Annotated in this window: 26 protein-coding genes; 7 read left to right on the top strand and 19 right to left on the bottom strand. The window is 41.1% G+C overall.

The features are described from left to right. Positions 1–57: 57 nt before the first annotated feature. From F8R90_RS32625 to F8R90_RS33660, 4 genes are all read right to left on the bottom strand, one after another. Positions 58–303 (bottom strand): hypothetical protein, encoded by a 246-nt coding sequence (locus F8R90_RS32625; protein WP_230966069.1) that lies wholly within the window; start codon positions 301–303, stop codon positions 58–60. 36 nt (positions 304–339) lie between these two features. Beyond that, on the bottom strand, positions 340–585 hold the full coding sequence (locus tag F8R90_RS03140; protein WP_196509517.1) for an HNH endonuclease: 246 nt from the start codon (positions 583–585) through the stop codon (positions 340–342). A 7-nt stretch (positions 586–592) separates the two neighbouring features. After that, positions 593–1,708: a Gfo/Idh/MocA family protein gene (locus F8R90_RS03135; RefSeq protein WP_442946734.1), complete on the bottom strand. Its 1,116-nt coding sequence runs from the start codon at positions 1,706–1,708 to the stop codon at positions 593–595. A gap of 312 nt (positions 1,709–2,020) precedes the next feature. Continuing rightward, positions 2,021–2,287, bottom strand: coding sequence for a DUF4870 domain-containing protein (locus tag F8R90_RS33660; protein ID WP_331000594.1), 267 nt, complete (start codon positions 2,285–2,287; stop codon positions 2,021–2,023). 591 nt (positions 2,288–2,878) lie between these two features. Between F8R90_RS33660 and F8R90_RS03125 the strand changes: the two genes are divergently transcribed. Together F8R90_RS03125 and F8R90_RS03120 are read left to right on the top strand one after the other, a co-directional pair. Next, positions 2,879–4,390 (top strand): BamA/TamA family outer membrane protein, encoded by a 1,512-nt coding sequence (locus tag F8R90_RS03125; protein WP_196509516.1) that lies wholly within the window; start codon positions 2,879–2,881, stop codon positions 4,388–4,390. Between the two features lie 241 nt (positions 4,391–4,631). Beyond that, positions 4,632–4,874 carry a hypothetical protein gene (locus F8R90_RS03120; protein ID WP_196509515.1) on the top strand — a complete coding sequence of 81 codons (243 nt, stop codon included), beginning with the start codon at positions 4,632–4,634 and terminating at the stop codon, positions 4,872–4,874. Here F8R90_RS03120 and F8R90_RS03115 read toward each other — a convergent pair. The 7 genes from F8R90_RS03115 to F8R90_RS03085 form a co-directional block, all read right to left on the bottom strand. Continuing rightward, a complete protein-coding gene (locus F8R90_RS03115) occupies positions 4,871–5,104 on the bottom strand; it encodes a hypothetical protein (protein ID WP_196509514.1) in 234 nt (77 codons plus the stop codon). The two genes, F8R90_RS03120 and F8R90_RS03115, sit on opposite strands and share 4 nt — an antisense overlap. A 142-nt stretch (positions 5,105–5,246) precedes the next feature. Continuing rightward, on the bottom strand, positions 5,247–6,335 hold the full coding sequence (locus tag F8R90_RS03110; RefSeq protein WP_190895815.1) for a sensor histidine kinase: 1,089 nt from the start codon (positions 6,333–6,335) through the stop codon (positions 5,247–5,249). Between the two features lie 5 nt (positions 6,336–6,340). Further along, on the bottom strand, positions 6,341–7,051 hold the full coding sequence (locus tag F8R90_RS03105; RefSeq protein WP_196509513.1) for a response regulator: 711 nt from the start codon (positions 7,049–7,051) through the stop codon (positions 6,341–6,343). Positions 7,052–7,310: 259 nt separating this feature from the next. Next, a complete protein-coding gene (locus F8R90_RS03100) occupies positions 7,311–8,006 on the bottom strand; it encodes a LabA-like NYN domain-containing protein (RefSeq protein ID WP_196509512.1) in 696 nt (231 codons plus the stop codon). A 602-nt stretch (positions 8,007–8,608) separates the two neighbouring features. Then, on the bottom strand, positions 8,609–9,688 hold the full coding sequence (locus F8R90_RS03095; RefSeq protein ID WP_196509511.1) for a fatty acid desaturase: 1,080 nt from the start codon (positions 9,686–9,688) through the stop codon (positions 8,609–8,611). A 218-nt stretch (positions 9,689–9,906) separates the two neighbouring features. Further along, positions 9,907–10,959, bottom strand: a complete 1,053-nt coding sequence (locus F8R90_RS03090) for a fatty acid desaturase (protein ID WP_196509510.1) — start codon at positions 10,957–10,959, stop codon at positions 9,907–9,909. A gap of 201 nt (positions 10,960–11,160) precedes the next feature. Next, positions 11,161–11,982: an acyl-CoA desaturase gene (locus F8R90_RS03085; protein WP_196509509.1), complete on the bottom strand. Its 822-nt coding sequence runs from the start codon at positions 11,980–11,982 to the stop codon at positions 11,161–11,163. A gap of 85 nt (positions 11,983–12,067) precedes the next feature. Between F8R90_RS03085 and F8R90_RS03080 the strand changes: the two genes are divergently transcribed. Next, positions 12,068–13,309: a methionine gamma-lyase family protein gene (locus tag F8R90_RS03080; protein ID WP_196509508.1), complete on the top strand. Its 1,242-nt coding sequence runs from the start codon at positions 12,068–12,070 to the stop codon at positions 13,307–13,309. Between the two features lie 17 nt (positions 13,310–13,326). Next, positions 13,327–13,509, top strand: a complete 183-nt coding sequence (locus tag F8R90_RS03075; protein WP_196509507.1) for a hypothetical protein — start codon at positions 13,327–13,329, stop codon at positions 13,507–13,509. Between the two features lie 100 nt (positions 13,510–13,609). On the opposite strand, the gene F8R90_RS03070 is transcribed toward F8R90_RS03075, so the two are convergent. The 8 genes from F8R90_RS03070 to F8R90_RS03035 all read right to left on the bottom strand — a co-directional run bounded on the left by F8R90_RS03070 (position 13,610) and on the right by F8R90_RS03035 (position 20,939). Then, a complete protein-coding gene (locus F8R90_RS03070; RefSeq protein WP_196509506.1) occupies positions 13,610–14,533 on the bottom strand; it encodes a manganese catalase family protein in 924 nt (307 codons plus the stop codon). A gap of 451 nt (positions 14,534–14,984) precedes the next feature. Beyond that, positions 14,985–15,326 (bottom strand): cupin domain-containing protein, encoded by a 342-nt coding sequence (locus tag F8R90_RS03065; protein WP_196509505.1) that lies wholly within the window; start codon positions 15,324–15,326, stop codon positions 14,985–14,987. A 127-nt stretch (positions 15,327–15,453) separates the two neighbouring features. After that, entirely contained in the window at positions 15,454–16,623 is a 1,170-nt protein-coding gene (locus F8R90_RS03060; RefSeq protein WP_196509504.1) for a zinc-dependent alcohol dehydrogenase, read from the bottom strand. Positions 16,624–16,801: 178 nt separating this feature from the next. Then, positions 16,802–17,185, bottom strand: a complete 384-nt coding sequence (locus F8R90_RS03055; RefSeq protein ID WP_196509503.1) for a hypothetical protein — start codon at positions 17,183–17,185, stop codon at positions 16,802–16,804. Positions 17,186–17,247: 62 nt separating this feature from the next. After that, positions 17,248–18,417 carry a zinc-dependent alcohol dehydrogenase gene (locus F8R90_RS03050; RefSeq protein WP_196509502.1) on the bottom strand — a complete coding sequence of 390 codons (1,170 nt, stop codon included), beginning with the start codon at positions 18,415–18,417 and terminating at the stop codon, positions 17,248–17,250. A gap of 102 nt (positions 18,418–18,519) precedes the next feature. Beyond that, entirely contained in the window at positions 18,520–19,218 is a 699-nt protein-coding gene (locus tag F8R90_RS03045) for an SRPBCC family protein (protein ID WP_196509501.1), read from the bottom strand. 109 nt (positions 19,219–19,327) lie between these two features. Then, the gene (locus F8R90_RS03040; protein WP_196509500.1) at positions 19,328–20,425 is read right to left on the bottom strand and encodes a DJ-1/PfpI/YhbO family deglycase/protease; all 1,098 of its coding nucleotides are present in this window, start codon (positions 20,423–20,425) and stop codon (positions 19,328–19,330) included. Positions 20,426–20,537: 112 nt separating this feature from the next. Continuing rightward, complete coding sequence (locus F8R90_RS03035) at positions 20,538–20,939, bottom strand: DUF2267 domain-containing protein (protein ID WP_196509499.1); 402 nt, start codon at positions 20,937–20,939, stop codon at positions 20,538–20,540. A gap of 370 nt (positions 20,940–21,309) precedes the next feature. On the opposite strand from F8R90_RS03035, the gene F8R90_RS03030 reads away from it, so the two are divergent. The 3 genes from F8R90_RS03030 (at position 21,310) to F8R90_RS03020 (ending at position 24,187) form a co-directional block, all read left to right on the top strand. Beyond that, positions 21,310–21,708 (top strand): DUF6335 family protein, encoded by a 399-nt coding sequence (locus tag F8R90_RS03030; protein ID WP_196509498.1) that lies wholly within the window; start codon positions 21,310–21,312, stop codon positions 21,706–21,708. Positions 21,709–22,120: 412 nt separating this feature from the next. Continuing rightward, positions 22,121–22,612, top strand: coding sequence for an orange carotenoid protein N-terminal domain-containing protein (locus F8R90_RS03025; protein WP_196509497.1), 492 nt, complete (start codon positions 22,121–22,123; stop codon positions 22,610–22,612). A 1,125-nt stretch (positions 22,613–23,737) separates the two neighbouring features. Beyond that, the gene (locus tag F8R90_RS03020; protein ID WP_196509496.1) at positions 23,738–24,187 is read left to right on the top strand and encodes an orange carotenoid protein N-terminal domain-containing protein; all 450 of its coding nucleotides are present in this window, start codon (positions 23,738–23,740) and stop codon (positions 24,185–24,187) included. Positions 24,188–24,274: the final 87 nt, after the last annotated feature.

Below are 24,274 nucleotides of genomic sequence, written 5' to 3'. Positions count from 1 at the left end.
TAAAGTCCTTACTACGAACGAACATTTTTTATTCAGCTTGATAAACCGGACATGATATTACTTAATCTGGGAGCGCTCGCAATGGTAGGGATAAAGCCACTCACACCTGAAGAGTCCGCGGGTATGTTTCTCAAAAAAGGTTCCTGTATGGCGGCCAGGTGATATATCGATCCCAGCTTTCGTTTTAATCTCATATAGCCAAGGAAAGGCTACTACTAAAACAGCTATTACAGCGAAGAGGTAGAGAATCCTAGTTTTAATATTGGGGAATCTTCGGGAATTGCTATTGTGATTTTGAGGCATAGATAATGAGAAACTAATAGCCCATACGATCCTAGCCTAAAGCTGAAAATATCGCCGGAAGCGAGGATCAATGTTATCTGTTTTCTGCTGATTGCAGGTTAAACATAGAGTTTGGAGATTGCTGATATCATTTTGACCACCACGGGCGAGGGGAATGATATGGTCAATGCTAAGGTTAGTTTCTTCAGTAGTTTTACCGCAACTTTGGCATTGGTATTTGTCACGTTGAAAAACATATTTCTTTACTTCCGGTGGGATACGAATGCGGGGAGTTTTGCTCATTTTCTATCTAGTTGCTAAGGAATCCATCCAAGCTAGGTACATCTATCCAACTTGCTTTTTGATGGGATTCATGGGATAAATCCATCAACAACTGAGAATAAATTCCTTCTCGCAGCGATGGTGTAATTTCCTGATTGCGGTCAATTCCTTGTACCCATTGGTCTACTACGCGGATAAATGCTGAAATGCGCCCATCAGCATAATTTTTTGGGAAAATTAATCGATTCGGTATTTCTATTTCCGTTAGGGGTTTCCCTGGTCGAGAACCCCAAACACGAAAACCATGTATATAATCTTTTTGATTTTCACTACCCACAATTAATGTACCGCGATCGCCATATACTTCTACCCAATGGGTTCTTGGTGCATGAACAACTGCACTGATAGAAAGTTGGCAAGGTGTACCATTTGCTAATTCCAACGTTAATATACAGTTGTCATCTGTATTTACTGGTTTAGACTCTCCACTAACAGGGTCAATTCGTGTAGGAATAGCAGTAGTTAAATGGGCGCTTAATCTACGCACTGGCCCGAATAACCAGTGAATGTAATCGAAGGCGTGGGAACCCAAAGATCCCAATGCACCGCCTCCTTTATCCTTGTCAGAATACCAATTCCAAGGGCGTGAAGTATCAGCACGAGAAGAACCTAACCAATCAATTTTAATTAAGCGCAACTCACCCACATAATCTTCTGACAATAATTCAGCAAACAACTGCCATGCTGGTACAAAGCGAAATTCAAAATCTACAGTTGCAATAACACCTTTTGCTTTAGCTAACTGATAAAGTTCTTTAGCCTCAACGGCATTTAAAGTTGTAGGTTTTTCCAATAATAAATGTTTCCCAGCTTGTAATACAGTTTTTGCCATTTCATAGTGCAAAAATGGCGGCGTAGAGATGCTAACTGCTTGCACTTCTGGTAATGCCACAATATCTGCAAGTGAATCGGAGGCATGGGGAATCTTATGAGATTCTGCTATAGCTTTAGCTTTATTTATATCTCGGTGATAAACAGCAACTATCTCAGTCTGAGGATGTGCTTGGAATCCAGGGATATGGACTTTTTGACCAAATCCAGTGCCTGCGATCGCAATCCCAATCATATCATTATTTACTCCCATATTGGTATATTTTACTATTCACTTAATAATATCATTTTGTCTATCATATCTAAATATATCCGAGTCTTTACTTGTATAAAACTTTCTAGCGAATAATTTTTCTGATTGCCTGATATTTTCAAAATCCTGTTTTTATAAAATTATTGGATGATAGGCATTAACGTCACTTAAGTATCATTGCGAAATTATGGAAACCTAAAAAGTCTTAAGATTTTATCATGCTAATGTATCTCATTACATAAACAATAAGGTGTGAAAGTTTAATGTTTTTTCAAAATTGTAGATGTTAAATAACAGATGTTTAATCATTTTTTACCGTAAAACTCTAATTGTCAAAGGATAACGATAATACTCACCCTTGTAAGCTTTGATAGCGGCAAAAGTCACTACAAACGATTGTAGTACAAGTTTAAATATAATTAATGACATAAGTACAATTAATAAGCTATCTAAAGTATTTTTTATCTCATTACTTGAACCATTGATGGTTACTGCTCGACCGAAGGTAGTTAAGACTATAACTAAAGATATGGCGATAATAACTAAGGTATATATTGTTAAAGAGAATTGAAAATTTATTGATTCCTTGCCTTGTAAATCAATCCAGGGGTATTGTGTTTTTTAAAATAGCCAAATGATCAGTGGAGCTAAAAGATTTAAAGGTAAATATAAAGGGATACCAATAAATACTAAAAAAAACACTAATATCCATCCTAATAAGCTGATAAATGACACAAAGTAGCCCATATACGCATTTGCTGTTTAGGTTTTTCTCTCATAGTTTTTATTTGTAAGTGGATTTAGCAGATAATTCTCCATTGTAATTATCTATAAAAAAGCAAAATAAGAGCTTAAAACCTGAGTATTCCTCTGTCATAGTATTAGGGAAGAGATTCTATTTCCCAAACTATACCTTTTTCTGGCAGCAACGCAACTTCTAAACCTTTGAGGACTTTATCAACTTGAGCGATGGTGTAACCGCCCGCCGGAGGCGATGGTCTCCGACCGACCGGAGGTCATCGCAAGCTGAAAACCATCTGACAGTTTATACTGAGTACTGGAAAACAAGCAGTTGTCTTTTGCAATACCCAATAGCAAAGCTCATATAGAACTTACGCACAAGATATCCGCTCTATGTCGTAAACTTAATAACACTAACGGATTTTCAATATGCGAGTTCAAATAACTGTAGTTGCGATCGCAGTAATGTTAGTGGGCGGGAAAAATCCAGAGGCCCTTGCAGACTCGCAATCTTCTACTCAGGATGGGTTTAGTAATATTGTGACACCGGAAGCTACGATCCATATAGAGGGAGAGTATGCCAAATATGGTAATTATATAGGAGCGACTTCAGGAGATACCCAGACGCTTGTATTTTCTCAAAAAGTTGTCAAAGACATCCAGATTCGTTTTATTAATGACAAAGATGAGTTGCTTGATGACAAAGGTCAGCCGATCAAAGGGCGTACTCAGATAGATTTTATCATTGGTCTGCTGAGACTCAAGCCTGGTCAGGTATTCCGTGAAGATTTACTTCAAGCAGACTTGCAACGATTGAGAAGATTAGAGTCATTTAATCAAGTAAATGTTGAGCGAGAAGAAGATGCCTCAAGTGTTAATATCATCTATGAAATCAAAGAACGTGCCTTCCCTTCTCTAATCTTAGGAGGCGGAAATAACGATGATGTTGGACTATACGGTCGGGTGGGTTACAAAGATGCAAATATCAGCGGTCTTAACGATGAATTAGATACAACTGTGCAGTTCAGCAGTAAAGATGTCCAGTTTAATGGTCAATTCACTAGTCGTTATCGTCCTGGAGAACCAAACCGCTTAGGCTATAGCATTAGAGGTTTCCGTAGTCGAAATATATCGGGAACCTTCAACGAAGATATCAGATTGTCTAACGGCAACAAAGTGCGGGAGGGAAGATTTGGCGGTTCTGTGGGACTCTTACAATCTTTCGATGATTGGGATACAACTGTGGCTCTCAACTATACCCGGATTAGCCTACGCGATCAAGAATATAACGTTGCACAGGTCGATAGATTAGGGAGTCCCCTATCTGTCAGCGGTACTGGTATTGATGACCTATTTACAGTATCATTTGCTGTATCCAGAGATCAACGCGATCGCCGAGATAATCCGACTCAAGGATCAATTCTCACCCTCAGCACAGAACAAGCGATTCCCATTGGACTGGGCAATATTTCCAGCAATCGCCTACAGGGAGACTATATTCAGTATTTACCAGTTAGTTGGATAGGTAATGGTAAACCGACCGACAATCCAGAGATGTTGGCGATTAATTTACAAATTGGCACCACAATTGGAGACTTTCCACCAGCGGATGCCTTTAATATTGGTGGACTAGATTCTGTCAGAGGTTATGGTTATGGTAAAGTTGCCAGTGGTCGCAGCTATGGTTTAGCTTCCGTGGAATATCGTTTTCCAATTTTCCAGTCAATCGGAGGAGTTCTCTTTACTGACTTCGCCTCAGATTTCGGGTCTAGCGAAACCGTGCTAGGACAACCAGGGGTGCTGCGAGACAAGCCTGGAAGTGGTTTTGGTTATGGCTTAGGATTGCGAGTCAAGTCATCCTTTGGGCTGATTCGAGGTGACTTAGGAATTAGCGACCAAGGAGAAGTTAGATTTGAAGTTACTACAGGTCAGCGATTTTAACTTTTTCCAAATAAATACACTTCACTTCAAACTTAGATTATTAGGGATTGAAAGCAGCTTTAGCTGTACGTTGATACCAACTCTTTTATCAGCCATCGTCGCTTTACTCCAATTAAAAATTAAAAATGTGAAATTAAAAATTAAAGATTCTAGAAATTTTTCTTAATTTTTAATCTTTAATTTTTAATTGAGTGGCCTGGACTCCGGGAATACTAAATTGTTAACTAATGATTAATGACTAATGACTAGAGAAGTAATAAAGCGCGGATGGATTGATTGGACTGTAATTGGAGCAATGGTTTTAATCCCTACATCACTCGCTGCACTCACTTTTTTCTACCCCAATCCCGAAACAAAGCCTGAGTGCATCCGCCGAGCAACCAAGGAAATACGTGATCGCTACTACAACGCCGGAAAATTAACGATTGATACTCCAGAAGAGATAGAGGCGATCGCGTCTGAAACTAAATCCAAATGCCGTTAAACTTCTTCTGCTGATTTGAGTATCCTAAGTTCCTCCCTTAGCGCCTCAAGTTCAGTTTTTCCGTTTGAAGTTACTGGGATGGATTCAATCGTGACAATTCCCTCTTCTTCGTAGTTGGGGTTGAGGAATTTGTCAATTATTTGCAATACTTCGGTATGTTCAGTGATCGCAGCATAACCCGAAACACTAAGAAAACTAACCAAAAAAGCAGCCAGAATAAAAGTAGACATAATATTACACTTTATGCATTTCCAAAATCTCGGTATCCATCAAAAAACCTAGATTTCGGATACTTTCAAATTAGCAATTGGGTATGACACAGCCGTGGCTACCTTGTGTCAATCCCTTGTATCTCAAGGGTTTTGACTTAACTTAAGCCAAAGGCAGAAAAAACCGAAACGTACTGCCAACTCCCAACTCGCTTTCTACTTGAATCTGACCGCCTTGTAGTTCAATTAAACGACGGGAAATAGTTAAGCCAACACCCGTGCCTCCCGAATGGCGATCGCGCGATTGGTCGGCTCGCCAGAAGCGTTCAAACACATGGGGCAAATTTTCTGGAGCGATACCAATACCTGTATCTATAACCGCAATCCAGAGTTGAGATGCTTCAGTCCCAGCACGAACGGTAATTAAACCTTCATTAGTGTAACGCACTGCATTACCTAGCAAATTCACCAATACCTGTTCTGTGCGGTCAATATCTGCCAATACAGGAGGCAGCACAGATGGACATTGCAAGAGCAGAACTGGCCCATCTTCCAACAATTGGTCGGTGAATTTCTCCACTAATGACTCTAACAACGGACGCAGATTTACCTGTTGTATATTAATTGGTAGATAGCCAGCTTCTGCCTTAGACAGTTCTTGTAAATCGTTTACCAAGCGCTCTAACCGCCTAGTTTCTTTAGCTAAACGCCGATAGATTTCAGGAGACGCTTCAATTTCCCCATCAGCCAGTTCTTCCAAGTAACCGCGCACCACTGTTAACGGTGTTCGTAGTTCATGGGTCATATCTCCAATCACTTCTCGCCGTCGTGCTTCAACCCCTTCTAAACTGGCTGCCATCCGATTGAAACTAGCACTCAGTCCACTGAGTTCTGGAATGTCAGACACAGGTAATCGTGCATCCATCTGACCAGCAGCAAATTTTTGGGTGATTTGTTCCATCTCGGTCAACCGCTGCATAATCCGTCTGGACACCCAGTAACTCAATCCTCCAGCTGCGGTGGTGCCGGCTAAGACTGACCAAATAGTGCTTCGTTGCCAAGCAAGTTCAAATCCTGTAACCAATTCAGTACGGATATTGATTAAATCGAACCCCCGATTTTCTAATCGTTCCAAATGCAAGACAAACAAGCGAGGAGAAGAGATTTTGCTGATGCTCACCAGACTAGCTACCCCCACTATCATCACCACTAAGTGGGAGAAAAATAGGCGTGTTCTCAGCCCCATCTTCATAACATTTACGCTACCAGAGGATCTTCAAATTTATAGCCCACCCCAACAACAGTTTTAATAAAAGTAGGATTTGCCGCATCAGGCTCAATCTTTTTTCGCAATCTAGCTACATGAGTATCCACCACTCGTTCATCGCCAAAAAAGTTATCTCCCCAAAGTTTATCAATTAGTTGAGTGCGGTTCCAAACTCTACCAGGATTGCTGACAAAGGTGGTTAGTAAGTTAAATTCTAGGGTAGTTAAGTCCAAAATTTCCGGTTGTTGAGAATTCAACTGACGACTGGCAGTTCGCTGGTCTACATCGACAATAAAGTGTTGGGTACGATTGATTTGATGTTGTCCTCCTTGGCGGAGACTACGCCGCAATAGTGCCCGCACCCTAGCTACCAACTCTCTGGGGCTAAAGGGTTTAACCATATAATCATCAGCACCAGTAGACAAGCCAATAACGCGATCAATTTCTTCACCCCTAGCCGTCAGCATCAAAATGTAAGGATCTTTTGCACCTGGTTTCTGGCGAATTCTGGCACAAACTTCCAACCCATCCAAACCAGGAATCATTAAATCTAGGATGATTAAATCAGGTGGTTGCTCCTGAAACATCCGTAAAGCATTCATACCATCGCGGCTAATACGACAAAAAAATCCTTCTTTTTCTAAAGAGAGTTTGATTAAATGAGCAATTTCTGGTTCATCTTCAACTATTAAAATATCCATTTCTATTAATAACAAGACTTGGACAAGGCTTGGGGCAAAATCCCATTGTTAAAGCTAGGCAAGCTTGCGCCATAGTATTGGCTACCTTAAGCTCATCCCAACTCTAAAAGAGGATGGGATTTCACTTTGACTGATGACAGTTGACGGTTAACAGTCATCAGTCATCTATGGATGGGGTTTGAATCCCCATCCAACCTGATAAATCTTCTACAGGCTTGCAATAACTCAGTAGAGATTTCGATAGATTTGAAATAAAGTTTTAAAGGTTTGAATTTGACGGCGTGCGATAACTATAACCAACATTAGAATCTTTTTGAATGTGTGCTTTAATACTATCGAGATCAATGAAGCAGTCAGCAACATCAATCAAGCTTTCGCTAGTAGTAGTTTGTAGACTAACCACTTCCACTCGCACCCCCATTCTGCTGACAGCGTTCACAGCATAGGCTAGATCCCCATCTCCACTGACTAAAACCGCAGTGTCATAATAAGGAGCTAAAGTTATCATATCTACAGCAATTTCTACATTCAGATTTGATTTTTTGAAATTCTCTGCTGGTTGCATGATATCTTTAGCTACTACACGATAGCCATTACGACGCATCCACAATAGAAAACCCTGCTGCTTTTCATTGCTGATATCAACCCCAGTATAGAAGAAAGCACGCAACAGTCTTGAACCGTTAGTTAAATGACAAAGCAATTTAACGTAGTCAATTTCGATGCCGAGTTGTAAAGCTGTATGAAATAGGCTTAAGCCATCAATAAAAATAGCAACTCGACCACGATTTAAGCTATTTAAAATCGAGCTATCAGTTGCAGTATCTTGCATCTTGTTATCTTTACCTTTGACAGCAGTATCGTTCAAATTTTGCCCTTGCCAATGTGGTTTAGCTTTGAGTACTTTAGGTTCTTTAAATTCATTTCTTTGTTTGCTAAGATTAGTTATAATCATTGATACCTCTGATTTTAAAGTGGAAATAGTTTTGGGTAAATTGTATATACTATAGTCTGTGCTGATTTATAACCCTAGCAGGTAATGGTCTTAAGCCACTACATGCAAATAAACTTAACTGGCGCTCAACAGGATTAAAAGTAGACAGACCAAGGGTTTTTTACTATTGTCAGGGTTTGTTTAAATAGATATTGCGTCTGTCCACAGATATGTTAATCTTTACCCACCCAGACAGCAAGAGTTTGGAGAAAATAAATCCTTCTGTAAGGGTAGGGGCAAGAATCCACAAACATCATCTATCTATATTTTATTTTACCTCTGTATTTTAATAACCTTACAGCCAGGAAGTTGAAATTTACCACAGACTAAGGACGTTCAAATATTGACAAAGTTTAAATCACCAATAATGTAATATGCGATGCCTGCGGCGGGCTACGCCAACACCCCTTAAAAGGTAAGTTTAGTAAAGTATTTAGGTAATCTTTAATGCAATTTTTTTTAAAGTTTATCTTAATGAGGGAGTGCTCAACAGTTAATAGTCAGAAAGCACTGACGAAAATATAAGATTCCCGACTTCTTTAAAGAAGTCGGGAATGTGAGTCTTAGCCTTTAGCTAACTTATTGTTGGATGTGTAGTAAACCTTACTACCAGTATCAGGGACAAAATGGCAGCTGATACATGAATTCCATACTGACTTCAAAATCGGTTCTTCCGATTTGTGGAAATACTCACCCATCACTGGTTTTATTGCCTCAGTTGCCTTCAGCAAGTTGTAGTGAGGGATGTTAAGGAATATATGGTGAGCAACATGAGTACCGATATCGTGATGGATATGATTAACTAAACCATAATCACGGTCAATACTAGAAATCGCGCCTTTCAGGAAAGTCCAATCTTCTCCACGATACCAAGGAAGCTCTGGCTCAGTGTGGTGTAAGAATGTCACCAAATCTAGCCAAACTATGAACACAAGGTAGGGCACAGCGTAATATTTCAGCAACCACATCCAACCCCATTGGTAGGTGAGGAAACCTAGCAAACCTACCATGCCAATCAAAAGTACAGTACTAGTGATGACATCCCATTTTTCCGATGGTTTGAAAAGTGAACTACTGGGCAAAAAGTGGGAGCCTTCCTTATTAGGAGAACGCTTAAACAAATACACAGGATAAGCCAAAAGAAAAACATAATATCTGCCGATCTTTTGGGCTAAAGGCATCTCCTTGTATTGTGATTCGGTCACAGGATACCAGCTTTCATCGTTATCGATATTGCCAGTATTTTTGTGATGAGTTCTGTGACTAATCCGCCAACCATGATAAGGAACAAGTATTGGTGTATGAGAAAGATGTCCAATCAAATCATTGAGCCATTTTTGCTTAGAAAAAGATTGGTGTCCGCAGTCGTGCCCAACTACAAACAAAGCCCAAAACATCGTTCCTTGCATTAGCCAGAAAATCGGGAAGAAAAGCCAAGAATCCAGGTAATTAGCTACTGCATAAAGCAGACCGATAATCAGGATGTCACGAAAGAAGTAAAAAAGTGATTTTGTTACATTCGGCTGAAAGCATTCAGCAGGAATTGCAGCTTTTAAATCCTGAAGAGTGAAAGGTAATTTAGTCGTATCCTCAGATGTTTCACAGCCAGGAGGATTATTGAAACTGATGGTATCTAATTGCACTGGATTCTTTTGTTTAGATATAAATCGGAACTTGATTTGAGACAAGATAATCTCATCTCTAGGATGCCCACGACACTAGCGATCGCTAACACACAAGAGGATAATTTCTGGCAATTTATCTAAAATTTTATTCAGTAAACAATTGCCAGATTTTATTAAAACACAGCATGATAAACGCTCTCGTTGGTTCAAGAGCGGGAGTGTAATCACAGTGCTATTTATTGCTCTGTGTAATGTTCGTTGAAAGTCTTATAGCCAACATCAGTTGTGTACAGTTGACACTCATCTGTAATCTGCTTCATTAAAGGCCAAGAAAATTGACACTCATTATGCAGATAAGGCTGCCAATTTTCTTTGATGCTGCTGTAAGCTAGCCGCAAATTATAAGAAGGAATGGCAGTGGAAATATGATGAGGGACATGAACGTTGATATCGTGGCACAAGATTTCTACCCAACGCGGATAATCGCAATGAATAGTGCCATTTAGCTGTGCTAGAGCTTCGTTCCACTTGTTCGCTGTCGCAAAAGGAACATCTGCGGCAGTATGGTGAACAATAGTAAAAGTACTCATCCAAAAATGATAAATCATCCAGGGTACTAGCCAGAACTTGACAAATCCCCAGATACCAGTTGTGGCGATGAGAATCGGAAAAGCGATCACAGCAAACACAACTACTACAGCCACAGAAAGCTTGATACTTGATTGGTCTTTAGTTTTGAAGTTCCGCCAATCAAAATGCACCACAGCCCAATGTCCAATGGAACCTACCCACCAGAGGCGTTTACGCATGAACAGCTTAAAAGCAGACTGTCGGGTTGTATCCCAATTTTCAAACACTTCTGGTCTGATTGGATGCCAAGCATTGTCCTCATCCAGCTTGTTGGTATGAGTATGGTGATAATTATGCTTAATGCGCCAACTGTGAAAGGGGTAAATCAACGGCATCATGAAGAAGTGTCCCACCAAATCATTTACCCAACGACGTTTGGCAAAAGACCTGTGACCACAATCATGGCCAATTACAAAAAAACCTGTTAAAGCAGTGCCCGTAAAAATCCAAGCTAGGGGCAAAAGAAACCAAGGAGTGATGATCAGGCTGTAATAGCCCAAGGCAACCGCCAAGACACTGAGCAGTACTTGTGTCCAAGCTTTGCGACGGTTCTGCTGAAAACATTCCCGTGGCAGGGTTTTGATAATATCTTTGAGCCGGAAGTCGGAATTAGCAGGCTCGTCACTTAGTTTCTGGCTATTAATTATTGATGTAGTCATGGACACCTGAAAAACAACAAAATCCCCCACCAAGTTACCAAAAAGCAACTTGCCGCAAAATTTCTTCACATTAGCGCTTCGGATTATAGCAACCTAACTGGTACAAGCGCACCCGTAAATAGCTTTTTGAAAAGTTAGGAGTTAGAAGATATGAGTTTAAAAAGGTACACGTCCTAACTCTTAACTCCTAACTCCTAACCCCTAACTAGTTTTTGTTGGGGCCAACTTCACATTAGTAGCCAGACCAACCGCTTGTAGCAATTGAACAGTCATCCAAGTTAAATCGATTTCCCACCATTCCAGCCCATGACGAGCTGAGTATTGAAAGGCATGATGGTTATTGTGCCAGCCTTCACCGAAAACTAGTACGGCTACCCACCAGCAATTAGTCGATTTATCACCAGAATCATAGCTCTGATAGCCAAATTTATGAGTAGCGCTGTTCACTAACCAAGTGCAGTGGTAAACCCAAACAATGCGAACAAAAATTCCCCAAATAACAAAAGGCCAGCCACCCAGAGCCAAAAGCAATACACCCAGAGCAACCTGGATCAAAATGAAATATTTTTCTAAAAACTGATAAACTGGGTCTTCGGCAATGTCTTTGGTGAAACGAGGAACATCAGCGTGAGCGGGACAATAATGAGTCAGCCAACCCATGTGGCTCCACCAGAAGCCTTTATTAGAATCATGGGGATCAGTGTCAGTATCAGAGTTTAAATGATGAATGCGATGTGTCCCGATCCATTCAATTGGGCCTCCTTGACACGAGAGTGTGCCGAAGAAAACCAATAGATACTCTAGCCACTTGGGAGTTTGAAAACTGCGGTGGGTGACAAGGCGGTGAAATCCTAGAGTAACTCCTAAACCACCTGTTACCCAGTACAGCAATAAACCCACACCAACTGCCGTCCAGCTAAAGTTACCAGGAACAAAGGCAAATAAAGCGCCGATGTGCAGTCCAATGAAAAACAGGGTATTAACCCAGTTAATTTGAGGTTTGGTTGAAGTAGCAATTGTCATGCAGTAACCTGAATTTGAATTTTCCAGCCTAATCTGCGCGATCTTAAAATCCGCATATCTATAATTTTTTTTGAACGAGGAACTGATGAACAGCTTAGAACAGCTGCGGCAAGCAGAACATGCACTGTTAGAAATTTTTTCTGGAATTGACACTCAGGTCAAGCATAATCTAAAACGAGTGCTGGATGCTTTTCGTAATCACCGTGTAGGCGCACACCACTTTGCTGGGGTAAGTGGCTATGGTCACGATGATTTAGGACGAGAAACTTTAGATAAAGTTTTTGCCGAGGTTATGGGTTCTGAAGCTGCGGCCGTGCGGGTGCAGTTCGTTTCGGGAACTCATGCGATCGCTTGTGCTTTATTTGGTGTTCTCCGTCCCGGAGATGAAATGTTAGCAGTGGTCGGTTCTCCCTACGATACGCTTGAAGAAGTCATTGGTTTACGAGGTCAAGGCCAAGGCTCCCTTATCGAGTTTGGCATAAATTACCGACAATTGGAGCTAACCCCCGAAGGAACTATAGATTGGCAAGCTTTAACAAATAGTGTGGCTGAAAACACTCGTTTAGTCTTGATTCAGCGTTCTTGTGGCTATTCTTGGCGTCCTAGTTTATCAATTGCCGATATTGAAAAAATCGTCCATTTAGTCAAACAGCAAAACCCGAACACCGTTTGCTTTGTGGATAACTGCTACGGCGAATTTATCGAAACAAAGGAACCTACAGCCGTAGGTGCTGATTTAATGGCCGGGTCATTGATTAAAAATCCTGGTGGTACCATTGTCAGCGCTGGCGGTTATGTTGCTGGTCGCGCCGATTTAGTAGAAGCATCGGCCTGTCGCCTCACTGCTCCCGGTATTGGTAGTTACGGCGGTGCTACTTTTGACCAAAATCGCCTGCTGTTCCAAGGACTATTTCTGGCTCCGCAGATGGTGGGAGAAGCGATGAAAGGGACTTATCTTACTGGTTATGTCTTTGACAAACTCGGTTATCCAGTAAATCCCGCACCTCTGGCTCCCCGTGGAGATGTAATTCAGGCAATCAAACTCGGTTCTGCCGAAAAGCTAATTGCCTTCTGTAAAGCCATACAACAGCATTCTCCCATCGGTTCCTACTTAGACCCTATTCCAGATGAAATGCCGGGGTATGAGAGCAAGGTAGTCATGGCTGGGGGGACATTTATTGAAGGGAGTACTTTGGAATTATCAGCAGATGGCCCTTTGCGAGAACCCTATGTGGTTTATTGCCAGGGAGGGACTCATTGGACTCATGTAGCGATCGCATTAGAGGCTGCAATTAATGCAATAGGGAAGGTAAACCATAAATTATAGCATATATTCCGCAGGACATGAGGTTTGTTGAGAAATTAAGGAAAGGCGATGCCTACGGCTGGCTACGCCTACGCATTTGCTATTTCGGCGATCTCATTTGTTACTTTGGCGATCGCATTTGCTATTTCGGCGAACGCATTTGTTACTTTGGCGAACGCATTGTTCTTAATCTATCAAACTACCAAATGATTGCTACCTAGCTGATGCATCTTCATTAAAAATTCCCTCAACCCTCCTTTACAAGGAGAATTAGGGGAATCAAGTCTTATTAGGGATGTGAATGCAACTCTATGCCAATGATTAGCCACCGATATTTGTTATACGGTCAACCAAAGAGGGTGTGCTCGAACCGTTGCCTTGTGTCTGTGCCATTTTCGAGGTACCATGCAGTCGTGGATCGGGCACAGGAGGTTGCGGTTCTGGACCTAGTGGTTGGGGATTTTCCACATACTCGAATTCGCCTTTGCCATCCATTGAGGGGCCTTTTGCCCAACGACCTTCAGAACTTTCTGTGCCTTCTGAGTGATTCCAGAACTGATAGGCAAACTCGCGTTTCTCCAATTCCAAGGGGAAGGAACTGGGAACCGGAGTGGTTTCCAATCCAGAGCTTTCTAAATCTTCAATGGTTGCTAGCCACAAGTTTTGATGCATGGTATCACGAGCGATCATAAAGCTCAAGGTATCTTTCACCCCTGCATCGTCGGTCATCTCATACAGTCGCACTGCTTGCAAACGTCCTTGACTTTCGGCGTGGAGATTAGACCGGAAATCTGCCAACAGGTTGCCACTGGAGACAATAAAGCGACCGTTCCAAGGATAACCGACACTATCAGATGGTGTTGCACCCAAACCAGACACAATAGCGTGTTGGGGGTTCATCGCCGCCGCCATAATTACATCTCGTGGGCTGCTACCGCCCATCACGGCACCTACTACCGCATCTTTTGCACTTTCTTCTTGCATTTTGATCGGCGCTTTATCTAGAAGATGGGCAATCATCGTTGCCAGCATCTCAATATGACCGATTTCCTCAGTACCAACATCTAGCAGCATATCTCGGTACTTGGCAGGGCCTCGACAGTTCCAGCCCTGAAACAGATACTGCATCATTACGGTCATTTCACCAAAAGTCCCGCCGATGAGTTCTTGAATTTTCATTGCGTAGACTGCATCTGGGTTTTCTGGTGGCTTAAAATACTGGAGTTTCTTATTGTGATAAAACATTTGAATTCCTTGTAGATTGCAGATGTTGCTGACACAAAATCAAAACAGTTGCCAAACTTTTATGCGATTTTGTGTAGCCTCATCTATCTAGGAAACTAATCAAATACTTTATCTTCATCAGCCTCTAGTCTGATAAAAAAAATACTTTTAAATAAGTATTCCGGCTAGGGCTTTTTTATTTATAGTTCTGTCTAAGAAAGGATTTCAGAAAGTCCTGGCTTCTTTCGAGAAAGGTATAACTAAAAGGCAGTAGTTTACTGTATACCTTGGCTAAGGTAGATAGTTAAGTCAAAGTAAGCTTTGCGATCGCCTGACATTTTGTACAATTTTTTCTAAGCCGCAAAGCACGGTAAAAAGAGGAACAACACTCTTGTTCCCCTACAAACCCTCTATGATTCTATGCCATTGAAAGCGGCTATAAGTTTTTAGCGATCGCAAAAATAACTGCAAATCAGTTTTCGTCTCGCCCGTGAACTTGAGCAGGTGGACTGGTTGCCTCAACAGCAGTAAATGATTCTAAAATTTTATAGGTGTGACTAGCTCCTTTTGGCACTACCCAAGAACTACCAGGCTCTAGTAAAATCGTTTGCCCTTCAATATGCAATTCCGCACGACCACTGATTACATAACCAACAGTTTCATATTCCCGTGCTGTTGGCTCTTTAGGTTCGTTCGCTTCCTCATTCTCCCATAGGCGCATGGAAATGGTTTTGCCAGATGCAAGATATTTCTGACCAAGTTGACCTTTAGGGGAATGGCTAGAGTCTACTTTGATAACGGTTGTATCAGACATATTTTTTGCCTCTTTCTACTTTTAAACTTTGATTATTTAATCAAACATCGAAGGTTAGGTATGGGTATTGGAAACTGGGGATTAGGCATTAGACATTGGAAAACTCTTTCCTATTCCCCATCCCCTACTACGGTTTGAGTACAACTTTGATACAGTTATCTTTCTTATGCTTAAAAATTTCGTAGCCGTGGGGCGCTTGTTCTAAAGGTAAAGTATGGGTGATGATAAACGTTGGATCGATTTCACCTTTTTGAATCCGTTCTAACAAGGGTCGTAAATACCTATGGACATTTGTTTGTCCCATTTTGAAGGTTAATCCCTTGTTCATGGCAGCACCCATCGGGATTTTATCTAAAAAGCCACCATACACACCCGCAATTGATACGTGACCACCTTTAGCAGCAGACACTATTACTTGCCGTAATGCGGTCGGACGGTCTGTTTCTAGACGTACTGCTTGCTTTACCTGGTCGTAGAACGCCATAAAGTCTGTGCCGTGTGCCTCCATTCCTACTGCATCTATGCAAGCATCGGGGCCACGACCGCCAGTCATTTCTTTGAGTGCTTCGCCAATATTTACTTCTTCGTAATTGAGAACTTCAGCTTTACCGTATTCTTTAGCCATTTGCAGCCGTTCAGGAATGCGGTCAAAGGCGATAACACGTTCCGCACCTAGCATATATGCGCTTTTGATGGCGAATTGTCCCACTGGGCCACAACCCCAAACGGCGACAATATCACCGGGTTTGATGTTGCAATTCTCGGCTGCCATGTAGCCAGTCGGGAAAATATCTGTTAAAAATAGTACTTGCTCATCCGTTAAACCATCAGGAATTTTCAGCAAGCCTACATCGGCAAAGGGCACTCGTGCATACTCTGCTTGACCACCAGCGTAACCACCGAATAAATGAGAGTAGCCAAATAGGCCTGCTGGCGAATGTCCCATTTGCTTTTCTACTAACCAAGCATTGGGGTTAGAGTTGTCGCACAGTGACCATAAATCCCGATTGCAGAAAAAGCAGCTACCGCAAGATATAGTGAAGGGAACAACGACGCGATCGCCTACATTCACATTTTTAACTGCACTTCCAAGTTCTACGACTTCCCCCATGAATTCATGACCAAGGATATCGCCCTTTTGCATGGTGGGAATGTAGCCGTCATAAATATGCAAATCAGAACCACAAATTGCCGTAGAAGTAATTTTAACAATGGCATCGCGTGGGTTGAGAATTTTGGGGTCGGGAACTGTATCTACCCGCACATCGTTTGCTCCATGCCAGCAAACTGCTTTCATAATTATTTATTCCTTAATTAGAATTTATGGCTAAGTAATATCAAGATAAATATCTTGATTGGATCTAATTTAGAGACGCGATAATTATCGCGTCCCAGTAACTGCTCAAAGCTTATGCGACAATATATTTAGTCAAACAATGAGACAAATTGTTATAAGCTTAGACCCTATTTCTTCGCTATCTGGTAGCAGCAGGAGTTCGGTAATAACCCTCTTCAGTTTTAGTTAATGCTTGACCCTTTTCTCCAACTTTGTTTTTTGTAGAATTCAGAAACTCTTTTGTAGCTCTAGGAGTTTCTTCGTCCAAATTTAGCTTTTCACGGATATTGTCAGCAGCTTCTTTTAATGGATTTTGGCTCTTTGTTCTTTGGGTATCGTTTCTAATTTCACCTTGTTGGTCTGGTATTCCTTTGTAATAAGTGCCTTCTGGGGTTATAACATCAGCTTGCGCTACACTAACGTAACTAAAAGCTTGACCCAATAAAAACATAAATCCTACCAGGAAAACTACAAGGATTTGGGAAATGCGAAGATTTCGTAGCCAAGAAGTTACTCGATTCATAAAAAACCTCAATTCTATTATGTAAGGTGTAAAAATCCAAACACTGAATGACTATTTGCCATTTAGGGTTTAAGAACAACTTTGATGCAGTTGTCTTTTTTTTGTTGAAAGATGTGATAAGCGTGGGGTGCTTGCTCTAGAGGCAATTGATGGGTGACAACAAAAGATGGATCAAGTTTCCCATCCAAAATCATCTGCAATAACAAATGCATATATTTTTGTCCATGCATTTGTCCCATCCTAAAGGTTAAGCCCTTGTTAAAGGCTGCACCAAATGGCATTTTGTCTACAAAACCACCATAAACACCCATGATTGAAAGAGTCCCGCCTTTACGACAGGCGACCATCATTTCCCGGAGAACGTGGGGACGGTCGGTTTCCAATCTGAGCTTTTGTTTTGTCTGGTCGTAGAAGTCTTCTAAACCAACGCCGTGTGCTTCTAAACCAACGGCATCGATGCAAGCATCGGGGCCACGACCACCAGTCATCTCTTTCAACGCTTCGCCAGCATTAACTTCTTCGTAGTTAATCACTTCTGCTTTGGCAAACTTTTTCGCCATTTCCAGGCGTTCGGGAAAGCGATCTATAGCGATCACTTTTTCGGCTCCCATCATGTAGGCGCTAATCATGGCAAATTGTCCAACAGCACCGCAACCCCAAACGGCTACAGTATCACCCGGTTGGATATCGCATAACTCTGCGCCCATATAACCAGTAGGGATGGCGTCGGAGATGAATAACAACATCTCATCCGGTAAGTCTGGCGGAACTTTGACGGCACCCACATCAGCAAAGGGTACACGGATATATTCTGCTTGCGCGCCTGCATAACCACCTAACATGTGGGAGTAACCATAAATGGCTGAGGTGATATTGCCAAATAATTTTTCTTCAATCCAACCATTGGGATTGGAATTATCGCACAACGACCACATATCACGCTGGCAATAATTGCAATTACCACAGCCAATTGTGGAAGGAACAACAACGCGATCGCCTATTTTTAAATTGTTGACTCCTCTGCCAACTTCCACGACTTCCCCCATGAATTCGTGACCAATAATGTCACCTTGTTGCACTGTAGGAATATAGCCGCCATATATATGTAGATCAGAGCCACAAATCGCCGTAGAAGTAATTTTAATAATCGCATCACGCGGGTTGAGAATTGTCGGATCTGGTACCGTCTGTACCCGCACATCATTAGCACCGTTCCAGCAGACTGCTTTCATAGTTATTAGTCCTTAGTCATTAGTCATTAGTCATTGGTCATTAGTCATTGGTCATTCGCTTTAGGCAAAGGACAAATGACAGAGGACAAAGAACAAATAACTCTACTTGCGTCCAGAAGGTTGACCTTCGGTTGTAGCGATTTCGCCTGCTTCCATTAGCATCTTAAAGCGGCGCAATTCATCACCAATTTGCTGTTCTGGTTCTTCACCAAAAAGTTTAGCTACAGTAGCCGCCAACGCTCCACCTGGTGGGTTATACTCCAAAACAACCTTGACTTCCGTGCCGCGATCGCCTGGTGCTTTTTTGAAGCGAACAAAACCAGAATTATCAACGTCTGCACCTTCTACAGAAGCCCAAGAAATAAATTCATTTTCTCGGTCTTCGAGAATATCTGCATCCCATTCTACGCTGTTACCCAAAGGTGCATTAGCTATCCAGTGAGAACGTTTTTCGTTATGCACCTTGACAGATTTGAGATGCTTCATAAATGTAGGCAGATTCTCAAAGTTGTGCCAAAAGCGATACAGTTCATCTGCTGGTTTATTGATCGTGACTGTCTTTTCAACTTTGATGGGTTGGTTTATCCCTATTGCTTCCTGCGCTTGCTGGATTGTGCTTTGCTTCGTTGCACCTTGATAGAGCAAACCACCACCAGCCAAAGCCGTCAGCGCTCCCCGCAATGAACCTTGCCTTAAACCCATCAGCACCATCGCACCACCACCAATGAGAGATGCCCAACGCTCTACTTCACTAGCTTCAGCCTGATTGGTACTTGGTTTATCACTTGATGTTGAAGTCACTTTTTTATATCTCCGTCACAGTAAATTCACCATAGAGGCGCAAATATCCTCTTCTTTCTATCTCTGTGTTATTTGCGCCTCTGCGGTAGCCGTCTAGGTTCAAAAAACCTTACATTGAAACAGCAGCCCCTGTAGTCGGCTTAGGAGGCTGAATCTGAGCGCCTATCCGCGCCCGATATAGTCCTGCCAATTGCTGTTCGTATTTCAATAAATCGTGGTAAATTTCTTTGAAAATAGCAGTTGCTACTGGGTCAGTGAACATTGCAGACAAATTGCTAATATCGCCGATACCAGTTTGCACATCCCCCAACGCAGAACGTAACTGATATATATCGTCACTTCCTGTCAAGGCAGTTTTAACCTTGGCATACTGATTAGCAATATTTGCCCCTAAAGACGGTTTTTCACCCAATCTATGAAGATAGGTTTCGAGCTTTTCAATGTGGCGCTGTTTATTAGCAATTATTTCTTGAAATACTGATTTTACTTCGCTATCTGATTCCTTTTCAAAGTAGTTCTCAAATGCTTCTAGCGAATAACGTTCGCCAGCGAGAGCATTATTTAAACCTCTGGTGATATCACCTTTAGTTGAGCCACCCCAAGCATCAGCCAGCTTCCACCATTCAGCACTTGTGTCTTTTTCATTTGGCAATGCAGCATCTTTGCCACCATAACCCAAACGGCTTAATATCGCTGTGGTGAAAATTGGCAAGTCTCCGGGTTCACGGGATGTAATCAAATTTCCGTCAACTACCACCGGCTCATCTAGATATTTTGCGCCAGCGTTAATCATATCCTTGGCAATAGCGCTAAAACCAGTGGTTTGTTTACCTTTGAGCAAGTCGCCTTCAATCAAAACTTGTGGGCCGTGACAAACAGCAGCGACTAATTTTCCTTGTTGTATGGCTTCTTGCACAAAACGTACTGTGTTGATGTTCCGCCGCATTCGGTCGGGAGCCATTCCACCCGGAATTATCACCGCATCAAATTGGGCTGCGATCGCTTCTGTCGTAGTACCATCAGCTTGGATGCTAAGTTTACCGCGTTTACCTTTATATTTTTCATTCATTCGGGAACCGAGGACTACTACCTCCATTCCTGCTTGTTTTAGTCCATTATAAGGAACTGTAAATTCTGCATCCTCTACTGCCTGTTCAATGAGGATAGCAACTTTTTTCTTACCGGAATGATTGTTATGGTCAGTCATAGATTGTATTACCTGTTTATTTCTAGTATTTAACTAGCTAAAATATTTATCGATTAGGGCAGTTAAATAAATAGCTAGGATTTCTCCTGAGGAAATTTATTTTAATTGCTTACTAAGCAGGGACTTCACTTGTTGGTGAAGTTCCAAATAGTTCTTCATAATCGTGAGAAAAATGGGTGTGTAAGGCAGCAAATAGTTCTGGGCTAATGGCATTTTGCAACACAGCAAACACAGCCCGGACATGAATTGCCGCAGTGGTTGGTTCTATATTTTCTTTTTGGCTTGCACGGGTAATAAATTCTTGCAAGTTGAAGGATTCACCATCATCTCCTTCTCTTCCTCGCAAATAATCGCCTAGTTGTTGGGGCAAATTTGCAGCCAATTCTTGGGCATTATCACCTGCTATCCGTTCTTTAAGGGTTTCTAGTGTGGCACGGGTAGCACGTTCTGCCTCTTCACGAGAATCTGATTGGGCAAGGCTTTGTACATGTGTAATGAATTCGTTGTATTCCACTTGTCTACCTCCGCTTATCAAAATTCTTTAATGTTTTGTTGTTTAGCATTCAGGTCATTAAAAGCATTAATTAATAAAAACTTAAAGTTCGCTAAAATTAAATTTTCCTTTTAGCTTGTAATAAAAAATAGTTATGAGTGAAAAGTTGACTACTGAATAATTTCGGTTTGATAACTCCTAACTCATAACTAAAAACTTCAACTACAAGTTGCTTGACCATGAATTCATATTGACAATAGTATGGCGCAATGGGTAGTTTAGCTTCGTTCCTAGGGGATAGATTATTTTCTTACTAAAGCTATACATCTCTAGTAAGACAACTTGCTGACAGGAAAACGTTATTGTGAGAATGCAGAAAAGGGCTAGTATCATGGCAGAAAAAAATCATCATGACGAAATTGAAAGCAATGATTTGCCACAGGAAATTACCGAATCTTACGGCACTGGCGTGAAAGACTTGCCAGGATACAATATTGGTGGGCACTCAATGAGAGCAGAAAGACAGCAGTACACAGAAACTAGTCCTGAACTCACTGGTGGGGATGTTGACGCTTATTGGCAAGATGCAGACGCAGTTGGGGATGAAGCTGTTGGTGGTAGTACTTCCACTCCCGATCAAAATGTAACTGAAGAGATAGAAGCAGCAGTAGGGCTAGAAATGGATGATTTTGCGTTTCTGCGTACCAACGATATTTTAGAGGAGCGTGACGATTCTCGCTGGGAGTTAGATCCTAAATCTTCTGAAGATTATCAAGAACGACGAGAATAAGCTCAATAAAAGCAGAAGCCGTATTCCTAATCTATATTCAGAAATTGGATATCGATTTAATCAATTAATGCTACTATAATACGGCTAAATTGTGACAGTGCTTTTGTAAGCACTGTCACAATTTAATTTAACATCTATCCATCGAAATATATCCTGAGAATGTCTCCATTTTGCCGCATTCCAATTGCCAATTCCTTCACCTTGCCCTTACCAAGCATTATTTGGTTTTGATATTAGGTTTTTATCTAACAGTAATATTTCTAATGCAGTACTTCACTCTACGGGATTTATGTTCTGTCTATAATTGTTATTCTTTATGATTCCAAGACATCTGTCTTCAGTAGGGTAAAACGCTAAATGTACATTTGATAACCTTGGTAATGAAACTAATTAATGGCAATTGGAGTTAATAATGACATTTACACAAACGAGCGATCCAATTATTCGTGAACATGTTCAAGCTTGGCAACAGTTGGATGTAGATCAACAACTGGCTTTGTTTTGGTTCATTTACAAAGAAATGGGTAGCTCAATTACTCCAGCGGCTCCTGGTGCCAGCACTGTTTCCCCAGAAATTGCCGAAGGTTTATTTAATCAAGTTAAGGAATTATCTCACGAACAACAATTACAAGTTCAGCATGACTTGATTAATAAAGTAGATACCCAAATTTCTCGTGAATATGGTTCTTTAGGTGATACCACCAAGCTACTATTTTGGTATCGATTATCTCAAGGTATGGAGAATGGTACTATCATTCCTGTACCTTCTAACTATGAACTGCCCTCAGAATCTAAAGCATTGTTTGGCAGAATTCAAGGATTAGGCTTTGAGCAACAGATTACTCTTTTCCGTGATTATGTTTCGCCAATGGGTGCCGAACCAAAAGCAGGTGCTGAAATTTAGTACTTTTGAAGTTTTTAGGCTACTTGAGGCTACCTTTTTAGCCATCCGGTGAGAACGACTGTAATACCAAGTTAATTTGGTTGTAGTAGAAGGATTCAGAAATTAGAATGTCTTTACTCTCCAGCAGGTTTTTTGAACTAGGTGATTGGTGTTAGCGTAGCGTTACCAACTCTTGCCTGCTATATGCAGCTTCGCCCTCACGAGGAGGGTAAGGGTATTATACGCATTTATAACCCTTTTGTTAAACCTTGCTATATCCGCCAGTCACTTAATATCTTAATATCAAGCTGTATTTTGATGACTGGCGTGTTTATTTTTTCTAATAAATAAACACAGAGTAAAAACTAAAGCTCTTACTCTGTGCTCATCTATGTCCTCAGGCCAGTTGCACCCTACAGTCGTAACGCCCTTTGTTTTGTATTCAATATATTAAAAGTAATTATAGTTGATTTAATCTGTCTTTTGGTTGGTTTAAATATGCTTAGGTTATATTAGAGTTCCATCTTTTTATAGTGTTTTGTTTAGAGATAAATGTTTAAGATTTAGAAAGGTATAAAAGGGATAGTTCAAATTTTTACATCGCAGATTTAATTATTCTTTTCATGACTAATGCAAAAATACATCGAAGGAAAACTTAAAAATGTAACTAATTTACCATACGTTATTATGGCTGATAAATATCTTGAACAATGAAAGCTATATGTCTCAGTTTTCAATACTTTAAATAGAGGCGATCCCTTCTCTACATTCGCGCCGCGTGTCACAGACAGATGCTACGCGTAGTTTGCTTCCCGATAGGGATACGTCTGGCTACGCCTACCTACACTAGACAATGTTCACAGTTATTTAATACTTAAGCTATGATCCAATACCCACTAATAGAATAGATACATTACTAAGATAAACTTCTGCCGATTTGAACCATCACAATTCAAGACTGATACATCAAATGACAGTTATTTGCTTGGCGTGATTGTTGCCAGCAGCACAGAGTTACAAAAATTAAGTGATGTTCTTTCGCTGTGTTTCATAACAAAGCAATAGTCAAACTGGCTGAAGGCAGGATTACAATTTTCACTTAATATTTTTTTAGTTAATTAAGTAGTTAATTGCTTTGAGGTGTTTATGACTTCTACCAACATCAATTTTTTAGAACAAAGCGTATCAAAATTCCAGAGTTTGGGTCCAGACGATCGCCTGACGGTTCTAGCGTTAATGTATACTGAAATTGCTGATGAAATTCCAGCGATCGCTCTCAATGATGTGCCAAATGAAAGGACTGCGAATTTAGTTGCACAAATTCAAAACCTGCCACAGGCAGAGCAGCTTTTTGCTTTGCGTCAGTTGCTAAACCAAGATGAAGTAGGGGAAACAGCGATTCCTACTGAGGAATATACTTCAATGAACGCTAATGATAAATTGGCTTTTTGGTATCAATTAGCCCAAAATTTGGGGACTTCAATCATCGGTGTCCCAAATGACTATATACCTTCTGAAAAAGCTACAGAAGTAGTAGATTTACTTCACACACCGAACATTGAGGATTTAGTGAATTTCTTCAAGCGGGTACTGTAAACGTTTTGAGTCAAAAATCAAAGGTGAGGCATAGCCTCACCTTTGATTTTTACCTAAATCGGAGAGAAGGCTCCCGCCATAATCTCT

Source organism: Nostoc sp. NZL (assembly GCF_015714705.1).
In the GTDB taxonomy this organism is placed as follows: Bacteria; Cyanobacteriota; Cyanobacteriia; order Cyanobacteriales; family Nostocaceae; genus Nostoc; species Nostoc foliaceum_A.
The sequence above is the reverse complement of the archived record's forward strand: the minus strand, read 5'-3'. Positions and strand labels throughout refer to the sequence as shown.

Bases quoted from the DNA above. Each gene is read 5' to 3' on its own strand.
- F8R90_RS32625 (WP_230966069.1), bottom strand. From the start codon at position 303: ATGCCTCAAAATCACAATAGCAATTCCCGAAGATTCCCCAATATTAAA.
- F8R90_RS03140 (WP_196509517.1), bottom strand. From the start codon at position 585: ATGAGCAAAACTCCCCGCATTCGTATCCCACCGGAAGTAAAGAAATAT.
- F8R90_RS03135 (WP_442946734.1), bottom strand. From the start codon at position 1,708: ATGGGAGTAAATAATGATATGATTGGGATTGCGATCGCAGGCACTGGA.
- F8R90_RS03125 (WP_196509516.1), top strand. From the start codon at position 2,879: ATGCGAGTTCAAATAACTGTAGTTGCGATCGCAGTAATGTTAGTGGGC.
- F8R90_RS03120 (WP_196509515.1), top strand. From the start codon at position 4,632: ATGACTAGAGAAGTAATAAAGCGCGGATGGATTGATTGGACTGTAATT.
- F8R90_RS03115 (WP_196509514.1), bottom strand. From the start codon at position 5,104: ATGTCTACTTTTATTCTGGCTGCTTTTTTGGTTAGTTTTCTTAGTGTT.
- F8R90_RS03110 (WP_190895815.1), bottom strand. From the start codon at position 6,335: ATGAAGATGGGGCTGAGAACACGCCTATTTTTCTCCCACTTAGTGGTG.
- F8R90_RS03105 (WP_196509513.1), bottom strand. From the start codon at position 7,051: ATGGATATTTTAATAGTTGAAGATGAACCAGAAATTGCTCATTTAATC.
- F8R90_RS03100 (WP_196509512.1), bottom strand. From the start codon at position 8,006: ATGATTATAACTAATCTTAGCAAACAAAGAAATGAATTTAAAGAACCT.
- F8R90_RS03090 (WP_196509510.1), bottom strand. From the start codon at position 10,959: ATGACTACATCAATAATTAATAGCCAGAAACTAAGTGACGAGCCTGCT.
- F8R90_RS03085 (WP_196509509.1), bottom strand. From the start codon at position 11,982: ATGACAATTGCTACTTCAACCAAACCTCAAATTAACTGGGTTAATACC.
- F8R90_RS03080 (WP_196509508.1), top strand. From the start codon at position 12,068: ATGAACAGCTTAGAACAGCTGCGGCAAGCAGAACATGCACTGTTAGAA.
- F8R90_RS03075 (WP_196509507.1), top strand. From the start codon at position 13,327: ATGAGGTTTGTTGAGAAATTAAGGAAAGGCGATGCCTACGGCTGGCTA.
- F8R90_RS03070 (WP_196509506.1), bottom strand. From the start codon at position 14,533: ATGTTTTATCACAATAAGAAACTCCAGTATTTTAAGCCACCAGAAAAC.
- F8R90_RS03065 (WP_196509505.1), bottom strand. From the start codon at position 15,326: ATGTCTGATACAACCGTTATCAAAGTAGACTCTAGCCATTCCCCTAAA.
- F8R90_RS03060 (WP_196509504.1), bottom strand. From the start codon at position 16,623: ATGAAAGCAGTTTGCTGGCATGGAGCAAACGATGTGCGGGTAGATACA.
- F8R90_RS03055 (WP_196509503.1), bottom strand. From the start codon at position 17,185: ATGAATCGAGTAACTTCTTGGCTACGAAATCTTCGCATTTCCCAAATC.
- F8R90_RS03050 (WP_196509502.1), bottom strand. From the start codon at position 18,417: ATGAAAGCAGTCTGCTGGAACGGTGCTAATGATGTGCGGGTACAGACG.
- F8R90_RS03040 (WP_196509500.1), bottom strand. From the start codon at position 20,425: ATGACTGACCATAACAATCATTCCGGTAAGAAAAAAGTTGCTATCCTC.
- F8R90_RS03030 (WP_196509498.1), top strand. From the start codon at position 21,310: ATGGCAGAAAAAAATCATCATGACGAAATTGAAAGCAATGATTTGCCA.
- F8R90_RS03025 (WP_196509497.1), top strand. From the start codon at position 22,121: ATGACATTTACACAAACGAGCGATCCAATTATTCGTGAACATGTTCAA.
- F8R90_RS03020 (WP_196509496.1), top strand. From the start codon at position 23,738: ATGACTTCTACCAACATCAATTTTTTAGAACAAAGCGTATCAAAATTC.